This window comes from Streptomyces sp. PA03-5A (assembly GCF_033792725.1).
Lineage (GTDB): Bacteria > Actinomycetota > Actinomycetes > Streptomycetales > Streptomycetaceae > Actinacidiphila.
Genome location: NZ_JARAVL010000045.1, coordinates 1 through 14,987 on the forward strand (window position 1 = coordinate 1; position 14,987 = coordinate 14,987).

Annotated in this window: 11 protein-coding genes and 2 pseudogenes; 6 read left to right on the forward strand and 7 right to left on the reverse strand. The window is 66.8% G+C overall.

Annotated elements, in window-relative coordinates:
* Positions 1-2,369 (reverse strand): S8 family peptidase (locus tag PV410_RS38085; protein WP_500330822.1); only part of this gene is annotated, 2,369 nt, incomplete at its 3' end.
* A gap of 1,326 nt (positions 2,370-3,695) precedes the next feature.
* Here PV410_RS38085 and PV410_RS38090 point away from each other — a divergent pair.
* From PV410_RS38090 to PV410_RS38100, 3 genes and pseudogenes are all read left to right on the forward strand, one after another.
* Positions 3,696-4,109 carry a hypothetical protein gene (locus tag PV410_RS38090; RefSeq protein ID WP_500330824.1) on the forward strand — a complete coding sequence of 138 codons (414 nt, stop codon included), beginning with the start codon at positions 3,696-3,698 and terminating at the stop codon, positions 4,107-4,109.
* A gap of 769 nt (positions 4,110-4,878) precedes the next feature.
* Positions 4,879-6,189, forward strand: a complete 1,311-nt coding sequence (locus tag PV410_RS38095; protein ID WP_500330825.1) for an AfsR/SARP family transcriptional regulator — start codon at positions 4,879-4,881, stop codon at positions 6,187-6,189.
* 27 nt (positions 6,190-6,216) lie between these two features.
* Positions 6,217-6,467, forward strand: a pseudogene (locus tag PV410_RS38100) (IS110 family transposase); the annotation flags it as partial.
* A gap of 232 nt (positions 6,468-6,699) precedes the next feature.
* On the opposite strand, the gene PV410_RS38105 reads toward PV410_RS38100, so the two are convergent.
* From PV410_RS38105 to PV410_RS38120, 4 genes and pseudogenes are all read right to left on the reverse strand, one after another.
* Complete coding sequence (locus tag PV410_RS38105) at positions 6,700-7,416, reverse strand: hypothetical protein (RefSeq protein WP_500330827.1); 717 nt, start codon at positions 7,414-7,416, stop codon at positions 6,700-6,702.
* Between the two features lie 155 nt (positions 7,417-7,571).
* Positions 7,572-7,796 (reverse strand): annotated as a pseudogene (locus tag PV410_RS38110) (IS701 family transposase); the annotation flags it as partial.
* 43 nt (positions 7,797-7,839) lie between these two features.
* Positions 7,840-8,112: a hypothetical protein gene (locus PV410_RS38115; protein WP_500330828.1), complete on the reverse strand. Its 273-nt coding sequence runs from the start codon at positions 8,110-8,112 to the stop codon at positions 7,840-7,842.
* Between the two features lie 500 nt (positions 8,113-8,612).
* Positions 8,613-8,777, reverse strand: coding sequence for a hypothetical protein (locus tag PV410_RS38120; protein ID WP_500330829.1), 165 nt, complete (start codon positions 8,775-8,777; stop codon positions 8,613-8,615).
* A 109-nt stretch (positions 8,778-8,886) separates the two neighbouring features.
* Between PV410_RS38120 and PV410_RS38125 the strand changes: the two genes are divergently transcribed.
* Both PV410_RS38125 and PV410_RS38130 read left to right on the forward strand, forming a co-directional pair.
* Positions 8,887-9,639 carry a ZIP family metal transporter gene (locus tag PV410_RS38125; protein WP_500330831.1) on the forward strand — a complete coding sequence of 251 codons (753 nt, stop codon included), beginning with the start codon at positions 8,887-8,889 and terminating at the stop codon, positions 9,637-9,639.
* Between the two features lie 709 nt (positions 9,640-10,348).
* On the forward strand, positions 10,349-11,818 hold the full coding sequence (locus PV410_RS38130) for an FAD-dependent monooxygenase (protein ID WP_500330833.1): 1,470 nt from the start codon (positions 10,349-10,351) through the stop codon (positions 11,816-11,818).
* 66 nt (positions 11,819-11,884) lie between these two features.
* On the opposite strand, the gene PV410_RS38135 is transcribed toward PV410_RS38130, so the two are convergent.
* Positions 11,885-12,634: an SDR family oxidoreductase gene (locus PV410_RS38135; protein ID WP_500330834.1), complete on the reverse strand. Its 750-nt coding sequence runs from the start codon at positions 12,632-12,634 to the stop codon at positions 11,885-11,887.
* A gap of 344 nt (positions 12,635-12,978) precedes the next feature.
* On the opposite strand from PV410_RS38135, the gene PV410_RS38140 reads away from it, so the two are divergent.
* Positions 12,979-13,575 (forward strand): TetR/AcrR family transcriptional regulator, encoded by a 597-nt coding sequence (locus tag PV410_RS38140; protein ID WP_500330836.1) that lies wholly within the window; start codon positions 12,979-12,981, stop codon positions 13,573-13,575.
* Between the two features lie 132 nt (positions 13,576-13,707).
* On the opposite strand, the gene PV410_RS38145 is transcribed toward PV410_RS38140, so the two are convergent.
* The gene (locus PV410_RS38145) at positions 13,708-14,874 is read right to left on the reverse strand and encodes an ROK family protein (RefSeq protein WP_500330838.1); all 1,167 of its coding nucleotides are present in this window, start codon (positions 14,872-14,874) and stop codon (positions 13,708-13,710) included.
* Positions 14,875-14,987: the final 113 nt, after the last annotated feature.

The following is a 14,987-nucleotide window of genomic DNA, read 5'->3' on the forward strand; positions in this document are numbered from 1 at the left end:
CCGGTGTAGGGCAGGGCGTGCACGGTCCCGAGTCCGGCGCCGCCCTCGGTGATCGGCGTGATGAATCCGAACTTGCCCTTGGCGGGTGCTCCGAGCTTCACCTGGACCTTGGCGAACTCCCTGGACTTGGCGTGGTGGGTGAAGCCGGTGAGGTACCTGTCGCCGGTCGGCTGGTACACCAGGTGGTACTCGTCGTGCCCGTTGACGCCGGTGGAGAAGCTGGCGACGAGCTTCTGGCTCAGCTTGTCGTCCGCGGCCACCTTGGGGCCCAGGTGGCCGGTGCGGTACTTCGCGAGGGTGCTGGTCAAGACCCCGAAGTAGGTACCGGATCCGTCCGGCAGCTCGACGCCTGCGCCGAAGAAGCCGAATACCTGCTGGGCGGAACGGTCGGGGACGGTGATGTCGAGCGGCTTGGCGGTGCGCGCGTCCACCGTCACCGTGGTGTCCTGGGTGACGTCGAGGTCGGGCTGGTTGAACCAGTCACCGCCGAGGTCGTACGAACCCGCCGGGTCGACCCGGACCATGCTGTTGAGGAAGTACCGGCCCTTGGGGACACGCACCGAGTACGTGTCGCCGTACAGCACGGCGCCGACTCCCATCGCGGGTCCTGACAGGCCCTGCAGCTGGGCGTCCCAGGCGGGGGCGGGCGCGGGCTCGCCCTTGCGGTCCAGCGGCTTCACCGTGACGGTGTACATCTCCGACTCGCGGTCCACGGCCAGCGCGGTGCCGACGGTCTGCCCGTCGCCGGTGGCCGTGACGCGTCCGGTGAAGGCACCGGTCGTGTCGCCGCCGAGGCGGGTGTCGGCGGTGACCTTCACCGTCGCCTCGCCGTGCGCCGGGACGGTGACCTGGTCGTCCGCGGTGAACATCCCGCCGGGCGCGGCGCTTCCGTCCGGCCCGGTGGCGTCCACGGTCAGCTTCAGGGTGACCGGGGCACTGCCCGTGTTCCGGTAGGTGAGGTTCTTCGTGAGCGGCTGGTCGTCGGTGTGCGGCCACTGCGCGACACCGTACGAGAGCGACGTCTCGCGGGCGACGACGGTCTGCTTGATCGCCTTCCGCAGGTCGACCCGGCCCGAGCCCTGCTCAAAGGGCGTGTAGCCGAGAGGAGTCGTCGAGGAGACCAGCGCGTCCTTGATGTCGTCGCCGCTCCAGTCGGGGTGCTGCTGGATGAGGATGGCGGCGGCGCCGGCGACGTGCGGGGTGGCCATGGACGTGCCATTGAGGGCGATGTAGCCGTCTGCGACGGAGGGGGCGACGCTGGCCAGGTAGCTGTCGTGCGCGGCCGCGGCCCCGATGGCCACGCCGGGCGCCGTCAGATCCGGCTTGATGCCGCCGTCACCGACGCGCGGGCCGGTGCTGGAGAACGGGGCCAGCTTGTCCTGCTTGTCGACCGCGCCGACGGTGAGGGCGGCGTCGGCGCTGCCCGGGGAGTTGATCGTGGCGGCCCCCTGCTCGCCGTTGTTGCCCGCCGCGATGACGAAGAGGGTTCCGCTCTCGGCCGACAGCCTGTTGACCGCCTCCTCCGCCGGATCGATCTCCGGGGAGTCGTAGGCGCCGAGGCTGAGGTTGACGACGTCGGCCTTCTCGCCGACGGCCCACTCCATGCCCGCGATGATCTGCGACATGCTGCCGCTGCCGCTGTCGCCGAGGACCTTGCCGCTGAGGATGCGGGCCCCTGGCGCCACACCCTTGTACGTGCCACCGGACTTGGCTCCGGTGCCGGCCGTGATGGATGCGACATGCGTGCCGTGACCGAACCGGTCCTCGGTGTCCGGCGAGTCGGAGAAGTTCCGCTCCTCGACGACCTGCCCGGCCAGATCGGGATGCGTGGTGTCGACACCCGTGTCGAGGACGGCGATACGCGTACCGGTGCCGTCGAAACCGGCCGCCCACGCCTCGGGGCCGCCGATCTGCGGGACGCTCTTGTCCAGGCTCGCCTGGACGACGCTGTCCAGCCACACCGAGGCGATACCCGGTGCGACGGTGCGCTTCATCGCGTCGGCGGACCCGCTGGTGACCGCGGACCACAGTTCCGCGGTGCCGTTCGCGGGCGCGGTGACGGCGTCGGCGTTGACGCTCGACAGGGTGCGCCGGACCTCGGCGCCGCCGGTGGAGCGCAGGGCCGTCCTGGCCGCCGGACGGGCCGCGTCGTACATCACGATGAGCCGCAGGTCATGACGCTGTTCATAGGCCGGCCCGCTCAGCGTGGTGACGTCGAACAGACGCCGGTCCACCCGACCGTTCTGGACCAGGCTCCGCGCGTCGTCGGGCACCGCGTAGGTGTGGCCGTCACGGGTCTCCACCCGGATGGGTATGTCCTCGCGGCCCTTGGCGGGACGCGCGGCGACGATCTCGCCCTTCGCGTTCACCGCGATCCGGTCACCGGTGATCAGCGGAATCCACCGATGTGACCCGGTACCAGCCTCCCTGGTTCCGCGGCCCGTTCCGAGGGCCGGGGCCGAAGTCGGGGCCAAGAACGGCGTGGCCGACGATGCCGTGCCGGTGGGCGCGGAGAGTGCCACGGACACCGACGGGGAAGCGGCGACCAGCAGCATGCTGATTCCCAAGACCGCGCCAATCGCGGGTCTCTTGGACGTGAATTTCACAGTTTCCTCTCACTCATTCACCCCGCGCCAAAGCGTGGATTTCACGGCGGACTTGAGGTGCGCCGCACAGCGAAGCACCCGCCCCGAGTGGGTGTCAACGGGTTGATCTTGGATAGACGAATGGTAAACGGGTCGTCAAACAGCAAGTTATCTCCGGCATGAAGCCACCTTTCCACCCCAACCCGCCCACCGTCCGGCAAGGCAGGCGCAAACCACGCACCACCTGCGGTGATATCGCACGACGGCCGACAGCCCCATTCCTCCTCCACGAAGGAATCCATCCGGAATTCACCATTTCACCGCCCGCCCCATTCGCTTCGACCGGATGTGAAGACGCCATTGGGCGAGCACCCGCCCCAGTAATTCCGCGTCCGGACAGACAACGTCCGCTCGCACCAGGCAAGGCCGCCAAGCGAATTCATCATCGGTAACGCCGACTGGCACACCGCCTCCCAACTGACCGAATGCACACGCGACCTGAGCCGCAGGAAGTCATCGGCGGGCGATGCCGTTCACCTGCGGCAAGAAGAAGTGCACGCTACGGACTGGCGCCCGGCGACCTGGGCTGGCGCATGGATGCGACCGCCACGTGCAACGAGGCATCGACGCCTGCTTCCCGCACATCTCCCATGTGAAAGAGTTGCCGGACGACGGCGACCTCGACCTCAGTCGCGATCACCTCGGCCGGGGGACCACCCCACCGAGGAAGGCGAACAAGATCAGCGCGCCTCAAGGCCGACGAAACCCACAGACAAGCCCACTCGCCCATGCGCATCACCGCCGAACACACCTCGCAGCGCGAGCACCTCGGAGGCCCGCGACGTCGATGCCCAGCAGCACCCCGGGGACTGACAGCTTGCGGGTCACCTTGTCACGCAGCGAAACGATCACTCGCATGTGACGCCGGCCGAACCCGCCCCACCGCCACCTGCAGCGATGACTCTCCGAGCCCGACAGGTGCCGCGCCGTTCGCATCACAGGTTTGCCTCCGAAGAAATAGGAGCATATGCTCGTAACCGTTCGCCGGAATCACCGGCAACCGATCGATACGCAAGCCGGCCCCGGCCTGATCTTCGAAGGAGACACGACATGGCGAACGCGGAAAGCAGTGACACCGACCGCCAGGGACTCAGCTACTACCCGTGGTGGCTGGACAACCTGGCCGACGACGTCACCCTGGAAGGCGCCGCCATGAACGGCACCGCGCGTGGCGCGGAAGCGGTTCGCGCCATCGTGGTCAAGGCCCGCGAACTGTACGAGTTCCAGGACTTCAGCTTCACCGGAGACTTCGGTGACAACGGCTTCCTCGAGATCTACGACGCCGCGGTCCTCGGCGAGCCCATGAAGGTCGTCGTTACGGTCACCTGCAACGCCGACGGCCAGGCCCAGGAACTCGCCGTGCTCCATCGGCCGCGCAACACACTGCTGCTCTTCTCCCGCGAGATGAACAAGAAGTTCGCCGGCACCCCCCTCGCCGAACACTTCCTCGCCGACGAGTCCTGAGACGACGATCGCCCGGCGGGTCTCAGCGCCCAGCCCAGGCGCCGTCTCCTGGGCCGTCCGGCACGGTCGGCTGCGAAGCAACCCGAACTCTGCCCGTTGGGGTCCAAAAGGGTTCGGCCCACGGACGGCCTGAGCAGGCCCCGCTGGGTCGTCGAGCAGACCTTCGCCTGCCCCACCAGTTCAAGTGGCCCCGGATCCGCTACGAGATACGTGCCGATCTCCACCTGCGCATGCTCCCCCACGGCTGCACCATCGCCTCCTTGAGAGGCCTCCGGGACCGCTCCGCTGTCACCCGCGCGATCGCGGAGATCCACGCTCCTTCGGCGGCTGCAGTTCGATCAAGCTGCCCGACAGCGAACGGAACGTTGACCGCTTCGGAGCGCAGAACTGCGGCGGCTACCCGAGGCAGCAGTACGCCAACCGGAGGGATTCACCTCGATCCGCCACCATCGAGTCGTCACATCCGCACCGGTCACATCGTCTACCTGGCGTGAACATGGGAACCCAATGGGACGCTCGCACTGCCGTGGCTGCAGGTGCGCTCGCCCGCCCAGCCTATGGCGCGGCTGGGCCGTGCCGCGCCATGGCAGACGCCATCCGCCTCGGCTGCTCGTATCGTGAGCAGCTTCGCCGAACGACACACTGAGCCGAGCGCCGGAAAGCTTCACTCAGACCGACAACACACGACTGTTGCCATCCGCCGACATCCGATTCGGTATGCCACCGGTCCGGGGTGGGCCGCACCACTTCGAAAGGGAACAGTGCCGACGTGAGCGAACACTTCTGGTTCACCGTGTTGGGCCCAGTGCGCGCCCAACACGGCTCAACAGAGATCGAACTGGGATCCCGTCAGCAACGCACGGTCCTTGCGGCGCTTCTACTGCGAGAAAATGGCCATGCCTCGGTCTCCCAGCTGGTCGAGGCGGTATGGGGAAAAGTTCCGCCACGCACGGCTAGGCAGACAATTCGTACCTACATACACCGTTTGCGGAAGATTCTGAGACCGGCACACGACGCGGGAGCCTCGGTCATCGTCTCCACGGGTAATGGCTACGCACTGCGAGTCTCCCCCAGCCGACTGGATCTAAGTGTGTTCCGTCAACGGGTTGCAATGGCGGATGAGGCCGCCAAAACAGGACACCACACCAGAGCCATAGCCCATCTCCGCGATGCTCTCGACCTGTGGCACGGAGAACCGCTGGCCGGAATTCCCGGAACGTACGCCATGTCGCAGCGCAACCGCCTCGAGGCGTTGCGCCTTGTCGCAGTTGAGCGACGCATCAACGCGGAATACGAGCTCGGCCGATTCGGTGAGGCCACCGCAGAGCTCTACGATCTAGTCGCCAAAGACCCCCTGAACGAAAGATTCAGGGAGATGCTCATGTTCTCCCTCTGCAAAACCGGGCGGCAGGCCGAGGCGCTTGCGGTGTACCGAGAGGTACGGAATCTCCTCTCGGAGGACCTGGGCATAGATCCCGATCCCCGGCTGCAAATTCTCCACGAACGTGTCCTAAAAGCTGACGCTGAATTGCTGGTGTCGGACATATTTCCCGATCCCGCAGTCGGCTCTGCCATCCCGGAATACACGGCCGACACCGCCCCCGAGGCGTCGCCACCCCAGACGCCCCCGCCGCCCGCCGACGTGGCGACGTGTGTCGGCTACGACAACGAACTAGCCGTGCTCGACGCCCTGCTGACTGCCGATACACAAGGCGCCACCGCCACAGCGAGCGGCGTGATCGTCGTCATGGCCGGAGTGGGCATGACCACCCCTGCCGTGCACTGGGCACACCGGATCGGGCATCGCTTTCCCGATGGGCACATATACCTCGATTTGCGCGGATCTGATTCATCCAGCCCGGCCATGACTCCGATCGAGGCATCCGGATCGATTCTCCGGTCACTCGGAGTTGCCTCGCCGCTGCTCCCATCCGACCTGGAGGGTCGGACAGCGCTTTATCGCAGTCTGCTCTCCGGCCGGCGGATGTTGCTGGTACTCGACAATGTCCGTGACGCGGAACAGATACGCCCCTTGCTGCCCCGTACGTCGAGTGCGCTGGTGGTCGTCACCAGCGGATGATCTCCGGCGCATCGGTTCACATGAGAGTTCGACAAACTCACCGCGAAGTTCGGCACTGTGCCGGTGGTCGTAGACAAGTCTGCCCCGACAGGATTCCTCTCGCTGACCGTTGCCGCGATGGGGGCTGACGGGTCGCCATGGGTTGGATCGCCGACCTCTAGCCCGGCGAGGCCAGAACGATGCCGCTCTCATCGCGGACGCCGCGCTCGCCGGAACTCACCGCCCTGGTCGGCATCGACCAGGACCTGACGGCCGAGGCCACCCGCACCTCCGACCGGTGCTGCCACGCGATCCCCGTGTAAAGCACGAACAGGATGCCCTGCAGGCACAACCGGTCGGGCACTGGCCTGACGCTCGGACCAGGGTGGCAGGATCGGCCCGAGCATTACCCACAACTCGTCGCCTACGCCCCCCAGCTTGACGCTCACGCTCTCACGAACGGCTCAATCATCTGTCCGGTTACGGCTGACCTGCGCGGCACGTCCATAGACGAGCGCCGTGGGGTGCGTGTCAGATGAACAGGACGCTCTCGATGTCGATGGTGACGAGTTCCACGTCACGGAACACAGTGCCGTTCTCTCCGCGGCGGTAGACGCGCCGCTGGGTTGGAATCATGATCCCGTCGAACTTCCTGTACTCGCCGACGTAGTGTGCGGCATGTCCGGCGTTGATGACCTCAGGCGTGTAATCATGCCTGCGCAGCAACCCGTCCGAGTCGAAGTAGAAGACCTGCTGCCGGCTGTGCGTGGCAATGTGGTCCGGGAAAGTGACCTTCAGACGCCTCCACTCCTCTCCCTGTTCCGTGACAGGAGACAGTTCCACAGCCCTGAATCCCGGCGAGGTGAACGTGAACGGAGACGTGAGGTACGTCCACATTGCATAACCGGCGAAGTAGGCAACGTGCAGATCGTCCCAAGCAGCACGCACGTCGGCCGGGAACGAAGCACGAGGGTCGAATCGCTCGGCCGTCACCTCCCCCGTGGAGGTCTCGACGGCCACTCGGTGCGGGGTGAAGGACGTCCGCAGATGGGGCGCGGTATACGGATAGTGGCTGACACTCTGCCGGTACAGGTCGATCGAGACAGCCGTATGACTCAATATCCCCTCCTGCCCCTTCAGTCCCCACAGCGAGCCTCCGACGCGGAGATGCGCGGTCGCTGAGCTGAACTGGTTGTAGCGTGCCAGTCCCCCATGCGCCTCAGTGGCAATGGCGACAAGATCACACATATCGAACACTCCTTCGTCTATTGATGCCGCTCGACCGGGCCGCACGCCTCCAGCGGACAGCAGGCGACCGTGAACCCCTTTTTAGGAGCATATGCTCCTATCTGCATCGCGGCAAGGATGGGGAGACATCGCCGTTCATGGCTGCAACCACGAGTCCAGGAGATCTCCTGGGGCCGGCTTACGCTGCGGCGGGCGATCACCCAGTGCCGGCGGTCCTCGCGGTGCCAGGGGCGGACCTCCACGCTGCCCAGTCCAAGACGCGCGGGCCGTGGGCGCCGGCGCTGCACGAGCGGCGTTCCCACTTCTGCCTGGGCAGGCCTTGAACAGGTCGTGGACGGGGTGGTCCATGGCCAGCGGCTGACGACGTGCCGCACAAGCGCGGTGCGGGGGCCGAGGTCGGCCCCCGCACCGCGCCGGTACTCGTCAGAGCGGCAGGTGGTGCTTCTTTCGGCGGTGTCGCTCACTGAGGGCAGTGAGCGTGGCGAGGACTGAGAAGGGCATGAACGCGATCAGCGTCTCGCTGGCGGTAAGGCCACCGTGCAGTACGAGGAACGCCAGTGTCACCAGTGTTCCCGCCACCAGTCCCACGAGGATGGGGTGGCGTGCGGACCAACGGTTCGCAGCGTCACGACGTGGGGAAACACCCATGGTCACCACCGGTTCCATCTGCTGTAGCGGTGCCAGCCGCTTCTGCATCCGTTCCGGTATGCGCGCCGGACCGTGCTCCAACCGTTCCGGCCCCACCGCGAAGCAGGACGACCGAAGTAGTGGCCGTACCGGCCGGCTCCGTGGCCGAGTCCTCGCCAGACCGCACCCCGCCATGCGGTGGCGTAGTAGCCGCCCCCCGTGCCGCGCTTCCGTCGGGGCGTGGAGTAGCGGTACGAGACCGCGTTGCCGATTGCACCACCAGCGATGGAGCAGGCGACGGTTCCCCGGCCGGCGGTCAATACGGACACTCCGGGCCGGTTCCCGTACCTCGGCGACCCGCACCCGGCAGCAATCCCCGGCGGATCCGGGCAACACGGCCGGAAGCTCCGCGGCAATCGCTCGCCTGCGCGGAAGCCTGCACGGCACGGTGGCGTGCTCCTGGGTCGGCCCGATCGGGCGAGGACCGGGGACCCACGCCGATGCAGGCTCTGGCCACGCCGCCGGGGCTGCGTACCGGGGCCGGGCGGCCGGCGCATCCGGCCTGTCCGTCAGAGGTGTCGCTGGAAGTCGACTTCGCTGGCCAGCAGTGCCGCGCCGGCAACTCCGGCGCGCGGGCCGAGTTCTGACAGCACGACCTGCCGGATCGTCGCCTCGGGCCGCGACCGGTGCAGCGCGACCGCGTCCGCCTTCAAGGGCGGCCGATGGTCCTTCATGGCCACGAGTGTGTGTTCTAAGATCCTCAGGATCGAGTGTCTCGTGCGTACAAGATCAGGGGCCAAGGACCGAGTAGCAACCCCTCACGACGTCGCGCAAGATTGTTTTATGCCGGTTCTGATAGCCGCGTGCGCCATGATCATGACTCTTATCGGTGGAGTCGTCGCACAACGAGTTGGCGACCGCCGCCATCTGGTGCTCGGCCTGGCCGCCGGTCTCATGCTCGGCGTCATCGGCTTCGACCTGCTTCCCGATGCACTAACCGCTCAGCCACGGCACGTTTTCGGGGTTCCTGCAGCATTGCTGATGTTCGTTGCGGGATTCCTGACTCTGCACGTGGTGGAGCGAGGGGTCGCCATCCATCGCGCCCACGAGAGCGAGTACGCCCCGCACTCCCACGCTTTCGGGCATGCTCAGGAATCGGCAGGGGGAATCGGTCTGGCCGCCGCCTCGGCGCTTGTGGGGCACAGCGTGATCGACGGGTTCGCCATCGGCGCCGCTTATCAGGCCGGAAATACGCTGGGCATCGTCGTTGCCATCGCGGTGATCTCTCATGATTTCGCCGACGGCTTCAACACCTACACGATCACCAGGCTGTACGGAAATGCCCGGCGCCGGGCTCAACTGCTGCTCGTGGCGGACGCAGTCGCCCCGGTGGTCGGGGCAGCGATCACGTTGGGGTTCACGATTCCGACGGGGTTGCTGGGTCTGTATCTCGGATTCTTCGCCGGCTTCTTGCTTTACCTTGCGACGTCCGACATATTGCCGGAGGCTCACAGTCCGCATCCCTCCAAGGCCACTCTTTTATTCACGGTGACCGGGGCACTGCTGATGTGGCTGGTGATTGGGCTTGCGAGCTGACCGTGAGTAGGTCGCTGGTGGCGCCCTCTAGCCTACGGCCCGCGCGGGGGACCGCTCAGTAGCCGGGTTTTCGCAGTGCGTTGGACGATGGCCGCTCGTCCTGTTCGACCCTGTCCGGCTGTGCCAGAGCGCCTGGACGGCTCGGCTGACGACGGTGGTGCAGTTGGTGGGGGCAGCAACTGATGCCGCGCCATGGCGATGAGGGTGCGAATCGCCATGGCCCCTACGCGCACGGTCGCACCGGTCAGGACGAGGTAGGACGCGATGACACCGCAGGGAGGGCGACTGCGGTTGATCCCGTGCCGCGCGGTGATCGCCACCGTCGCCCAGGAGACGGTGAAGGCCCAGAAGCCAGGCGTGAACCTCGGGCTCAGCGAAGCAGGCGACGCCTGCCATGGATGCGGGCCCCATCTCGATGGCCGGCATCTGCGAGAGGTCAGGGAAATCGGGCCGATGACCGTGCCGCGCATACCTGTCACATTCTTCGGTATTCCCTTGGGAATCGCAGGCTTACGGAGACGAGGGCAAGCCTCGCCAGGACGCCGCGCGCAGGCCCCAGGCCAGCGGTACGGTATGTAGGCTGGTCTTGTGGCTGGGGCTGGTCCGGGGCAGCGCTTTCGGTTATCTGCCGGACGGCCGGGCAAAGACCCCAAAACCAGCTATCCGACCCGCTCACCACGGTGGCCCCGGCAACCCTGGAGGGGATCACATGAGCTCCGACAATCAGGTATTGATCGTAGGAGCAGGCCCATCGGGGCTGTTGCTGGCGGGCGATCTGGCGGAGGCCGGCGTCAGGTGCACCGTCGTCGAGCGCCGCGTACAGGAATCCCGGCTCACCCGGGCGTTCGCAGTCCACGCCCGGACAATGGAACAACTGGACGCCCGTGGTGTTGCCGACCAGTTGCTTGCGACCGGTATCCGCAACCCGGTTCTCCAGTTCTTGCGGATCGATCTGTCGCGGTTACCAACCAGGTTCCCGCATGTACTGGTGACGCCGCAGTACAATACCGAACAAGTACTCCGGGCGCGGGCCCTTTCCCGAGGTGCCGACATTCGGGAAGGCTGGGAAGCTGTCGGGCTTGCGCAAGATGCGACCGGCGTTGACGTCCAGGTCCGGGCGGCGGATGGCTCCCCCCAGACCTTGCGCGCGGCCTACGTCGTGGGCGCCGATGGAAGAAGCAGCTTGGTACGCCGATCGCTCGGCCTGCCGTTCCCCGGCCGCTCCGCGGTGCGGTCGATGATGCTCGCCGATGTCCGGCTGGCCGATCCCCCGAAAAAGCCCCCGACCGTGGGGGCAGTGGGCGACGCCTTCGCGATACTCGTACCGTTCGGCGACGGATGGTTCCGCATCATGGCGTGGAATCGCCAGCACGAGATGCCGGACAGCGCACCGGTCGATCTGGAGGAGATCCGGACCGTCGCCCGCAGGGCGCTCGGCAGCGATTTCGGCATGCACGACCCGCGCTGGATATCACGGTTCCACAGCGATGAGCGGCAGGCGCCGCACTACCGCGTAGGCAGGGTCTTCCTCGTCGGTGATGCGGCGCACGTGCACTCCCCCGCCGGGGGCATGGGCATGAACACCAGCATTCAAGATTCTTCGAACTTGGGCTGGAAACTGGCTGCCGTACTGCACGGCCGTGCAGGCGAAGTTCTGCTCGATACCTACGAGGCCGAAAGACATCCTGTCGGGCGCAGAGTGCTGCGCATGAGCGGTGCGCTGCTGCGTGGTGTACTGACCACACCTCGGGCGCTTCGTGGCGTCCGCGACATCACCGCCCGGACCGTCCTGCGTCTCCCGCCGGTGGCCTTGCGGCTGGGGCGGGCGATGTCCGGAATCGACATCGCCTACGGCGCCCCGGCCGGCGCTCACCCGCTCACGGGCAAGCGGGCACCGGATGTTCTCCTCAGCGACGGGCGGCGCCTGTACGAGGCGCTGCGCGGCCGGCGGTTTGTACTGGTCACACCGGCCGACACAGCACTCCCTTCTTCGGTGACCGAAGGCTGGGCCGACGTGGTGGAGTGCGTCACCCCATCCGGCCTGACCAGCAAGTCCGTACTGGTCAGACCGGACGCCTACATTGCGTGGGCCTCGGACGAGCAGTCCCCGCACCGCCGAGCCGACCAGATCAGGCAGGCACTGGCCACCCACTGCGGGCAGGGCGTGGACCCTGCTTAGACCTGGTTCGGCACGGTGAACCGCGGTTTCCGCCCCGGGCCGGAAATGCTGTCCCGACGAGGGCAATCAGACCTGGTTGAGACCACCGTCGACGAAGAGCTCGGTTCCGGTGATGAAGCTGCTCTGATCGCCGGCGAGGAAGAGTGCCGCCGCGGCGGCCTCCTCCGGGTGACCCATCCGGCCAAGCGGCACCTGGCTGGCGAAGAAGTCCCAGAGTTTGGCGGCCTCTGCCGCGTCAGGAGCCAGTCCGGAGTTGCCGGGCGTCTCGATCGGGCCCGGGACGAGGGTGTTCACTCGGATCTTCCGGCTCTTGAGCTCGTTGGCCCACGTGCGGGAGAAGCTACGGATGGCGGCCTTGGATGCGGCGTAGACGCCGAAGGCCTCGCCGCCCGAGGTGGCGGCGGTGGATCCCGTGAGGATGACCGAAGCGGCCTCGTTCAGCAGGGGAAGCGCCTTTTGGACCGTGAAGAGCGTACCCCTCACGTTGATAGCGAAGGTCGAGTCGAAATGCTTCTCTGTAACGTCTTCCAAGGTGGAGAATTCGCCGCCGCCGGCGTTGGCAAACAGGACGTCGATGCGACGGCCCTGCTCGGCGACAGCGGCGTAGAGACGGTCGATGTCGTCAAGATCGGCGACGTCGCCCCGAACGGCAGTGGCATTCGGACCGATCTCAGCCAGCGCGGCGTCGAGCGCCTCCTGGCGTCGACCCGTGATGAACACGTACGCGCCCTCGGCGGCGAACCGCTTGGCGGTGGCCAGCCCGATCCCGCTGTTACCCCCAGTGATGATGGCTGTCTTACCGTCGAGCTGTCCCATGGTCAAGGCTCCTGTTCGGCGGAGCTCTGCGCTCCGCGGCCGTTGCTCTGCGTCAGTCCCGCGTCCGATCCGGCGGGCTCGTTATGGACGGTACGGTAAAAAACTTAGTACTGGACGAAGAGGTCAAAAACTGTGACCCGGCCCACCCTCCGGCGCGCATCGCCGTCGCGATCGCACCCGCAGGGCGCGGACGCTTTCCGATGCCACTGTTGACCTCGGCGGCGACCGCCACCTTGCCCACGAGCACTGCCGTCACGACATCCCCACCCTCAGTTCTTGACTCCTCCGTCCACAAAGCTGACCGTTATGGACGGGAGAGTCAAGAAACGTGTAGGCTGCTCGCCATGGCGCGACCCCGGAAGTTCGACGAGCAGCAGGTACTGGACATCGCCCGTGATCTGTTCTGGTCCGGTGGGTTCGCCGCCACGCGCATGGAAGACCTCGCCGCGGCAACAGGCCTTGGCAAAGGCAGCCTGTACGGCGCGTTCGGCGGAAAGCAGGAGCTGTTCCGTCGAGTGTTCGACGATTACTGCGCCTCTGTGGTCGATGCCACGGGCCAGCAGTTGCGCGGCGACGACAAGGACGCGTACGCGCGGCTGTCCGCCCACGTCCACTTCGTGGCGGCCGCCACGGCCGCGGACACCGTGCACCGCGGATGCCTGCTGGCCAAGGGTGCCGCCGAGCTGGCCGAACACGACGAGACGGTGGCCAAGCGGGCGCACGCGACCATCGAGGCACTGCGTACGCTGCTCGAGGACGATATCGCCGCCTGCCAGCGCAACGGCGATATCGCCGCGAACGTGGATCCCGAAAAGCTGGCCGCGCTGGTGCTCGCCGTACTGCGCGGTATAGAAGCGCTGGGCAAGGCCGGGGCCGACACGGAGACGCTGACAGACATCGCCCAGACTGCCCTCGCCGTACTGCCTCGCTCCGTGAACTGACGGGCGCGTGGAACAGCCGGAGGCATAGAGGGTGCTTCTCTTGTCGCCCACGCCTGACACAGAGATGTGCCGTTCGTTGTACAGCCCAGATCCGGGCAGCACGGCCCCCCAGCCCCGGGGGCGACCGCTCCGTCAGAGATGTCGCTGGAAGTCGAGTTCGCTGGCCAGCAGTGCCGCGCCGGCAACTCCGGCGCGCGGGCCGAGTTCTGACAGCACGATCTGCAGGTTCCCGGTGGCGAGCGGCAGCGAGCCCTTGTACACGACGCTGCGGATCTCGGCGAGCAGCAGGTGGCCGAGGCCGGAGACGCCGCCGCCGATCACGATCATCGACGGGTTGATGAAGCTGACCAGCGTGGCGAGGACTTGCCCCACCCGGTGGCCGCCGTCCCGGATCAGGTTGACGCACGTGACGTCGCCGCCGGCCGCGCACTCCGCCACGTCCACGGCGGTGAGGAGGCCCTCCGCGGCGAGGCGTTCGGCCAGCGCCGGCGACTGCCCCGAACGGGCGGCCTCGGTGGCGTCCCTGGCGAGGGCCACACCGCCGAAGAGGGCCTCCAGGCAGCCGGTTCTGCCGCACGAGCAGGCCGGTCCCTCAGCCTCGACCTGAATGTGGCCGATGTCGCCTGCGGATCCCTCCGACCCGCGGTAGATCTGGCCGTTGACCTGGACACCGCAGCCTATTCCGCTGCCGATCTTGACGAACAGCAGGTTGTCGACGGTCTTGGCGACCCCCGCGTACCGCTCGCCGAGGGCCATCACGTTCACGTCGTTGTCCACCACGACCGGGCAGCCGTGCGCGCGGGTGAGGGTGTCCCGGACGGGGAAGCGGTCCCACCCCGGCATGATCGGCGGGGAGACCGAGATCCCCTCCTTGAAGCTGACCGGCCCCGGCAGGCCGATGCCTATGGAGTTGAACCGCGCGCACCCGGCCTGGTCCGCCATTTTGTTCAGGAGTTCGTTGACCCTCTCCAGGACCGCGCGCGGACCTTTGCGGATATCGGCCGGCTCGGCATAGGATGCGATCGGTTCCAGCCCTCCGTCGGTGATCTCGATGTCGATCGAGCTGGCCCCGAGGTCCACCGCCGCGAATCGGATTTCGGGATCGAGTTGGACGAGAGTGGAGGGGCGCCCGCCTCGAGAGGTGGCCGGACCCGCCTCGAGCACCTTCCCGGCGGCGATCAAGCGGTCGAGTTCAGCGAGCAGCCTCGGCCTCGCCACTTCCAGCTGGTCGGACAGCTGTGCGCGCGACAGCGGCCCGAGGTCGCGCAACAGGCTCAGCGCGCGGTACTGGATGGTCACAGGCTCACTTCCTGGGTATCAGCCGCATGTGTGACAAAACGTTAGGGGCGTTACGTCATAAGCGTCAATGGCTTTCGCACGGATCACCGAAAGTTAAATCGGAAACAAAAAAA

Excerpts from the sequence above, each read along its gene's own strand:
- PV410_RS38115 (WP_500330828.1), bottom strand. The coding sequence starts at position 8,112 with ATGCAGAAGCGGCTGGCACCGCTACAGCAGATGGAACCGGTGGTGACC.
- PV410_RS38090 (WP_500330824.1), top strand. The coding sequence starts at position 3,696 with ATGGCGAACGCGGAAAGCAGTGACACCGACCGCCAGGGACTCAGCTAC.
- PV410_RS38140 (WP_500330836.1), top strand. The coding sequence starts at position 12,979 with ATGGCGCGACCCCGGAAGTTCGACGAGCAGCAGGTACTGGACATCGCC.
- PV410_RS38105 (WP_500330827.1), bottom strand. The coding sequence starts at position 7,416 with ATGTGTGATCTTGTCGCCATTGCCACTGAGGCGCATGGGGGACTGGCA.
- PV410_RS38120 (WP_500330829.1), bottom strand. The coding sequence starts at position 8,777 with ATGAAGGACCATCGGCCGCCCTTGAAGGCGGACGCGGTCGCGCTGCAC.
- PV410_RS38135 (WP_500330834.1), bottom strand. The coding sequence starts at position 12,634 with ATGGGACAGCTCGACGGTAAGACAGCCATCATCACTGGGGGTAACAGC.
- PV410_RS38125 (WP_500330831.1), top strand. The coding sequence starts at position 8,887 with ATGCCGGTTCTGATAGCCGCGTGCGCCATGATCATGACTCTTATCGGT.
- PV410_RS38130 (WP_500330833.1), top strand. The coding sequence starts at position 10,349 with ATGAGCTCCGACAATCAGGTATTGATCGTAGGAGCAGGCCCATCGGGG.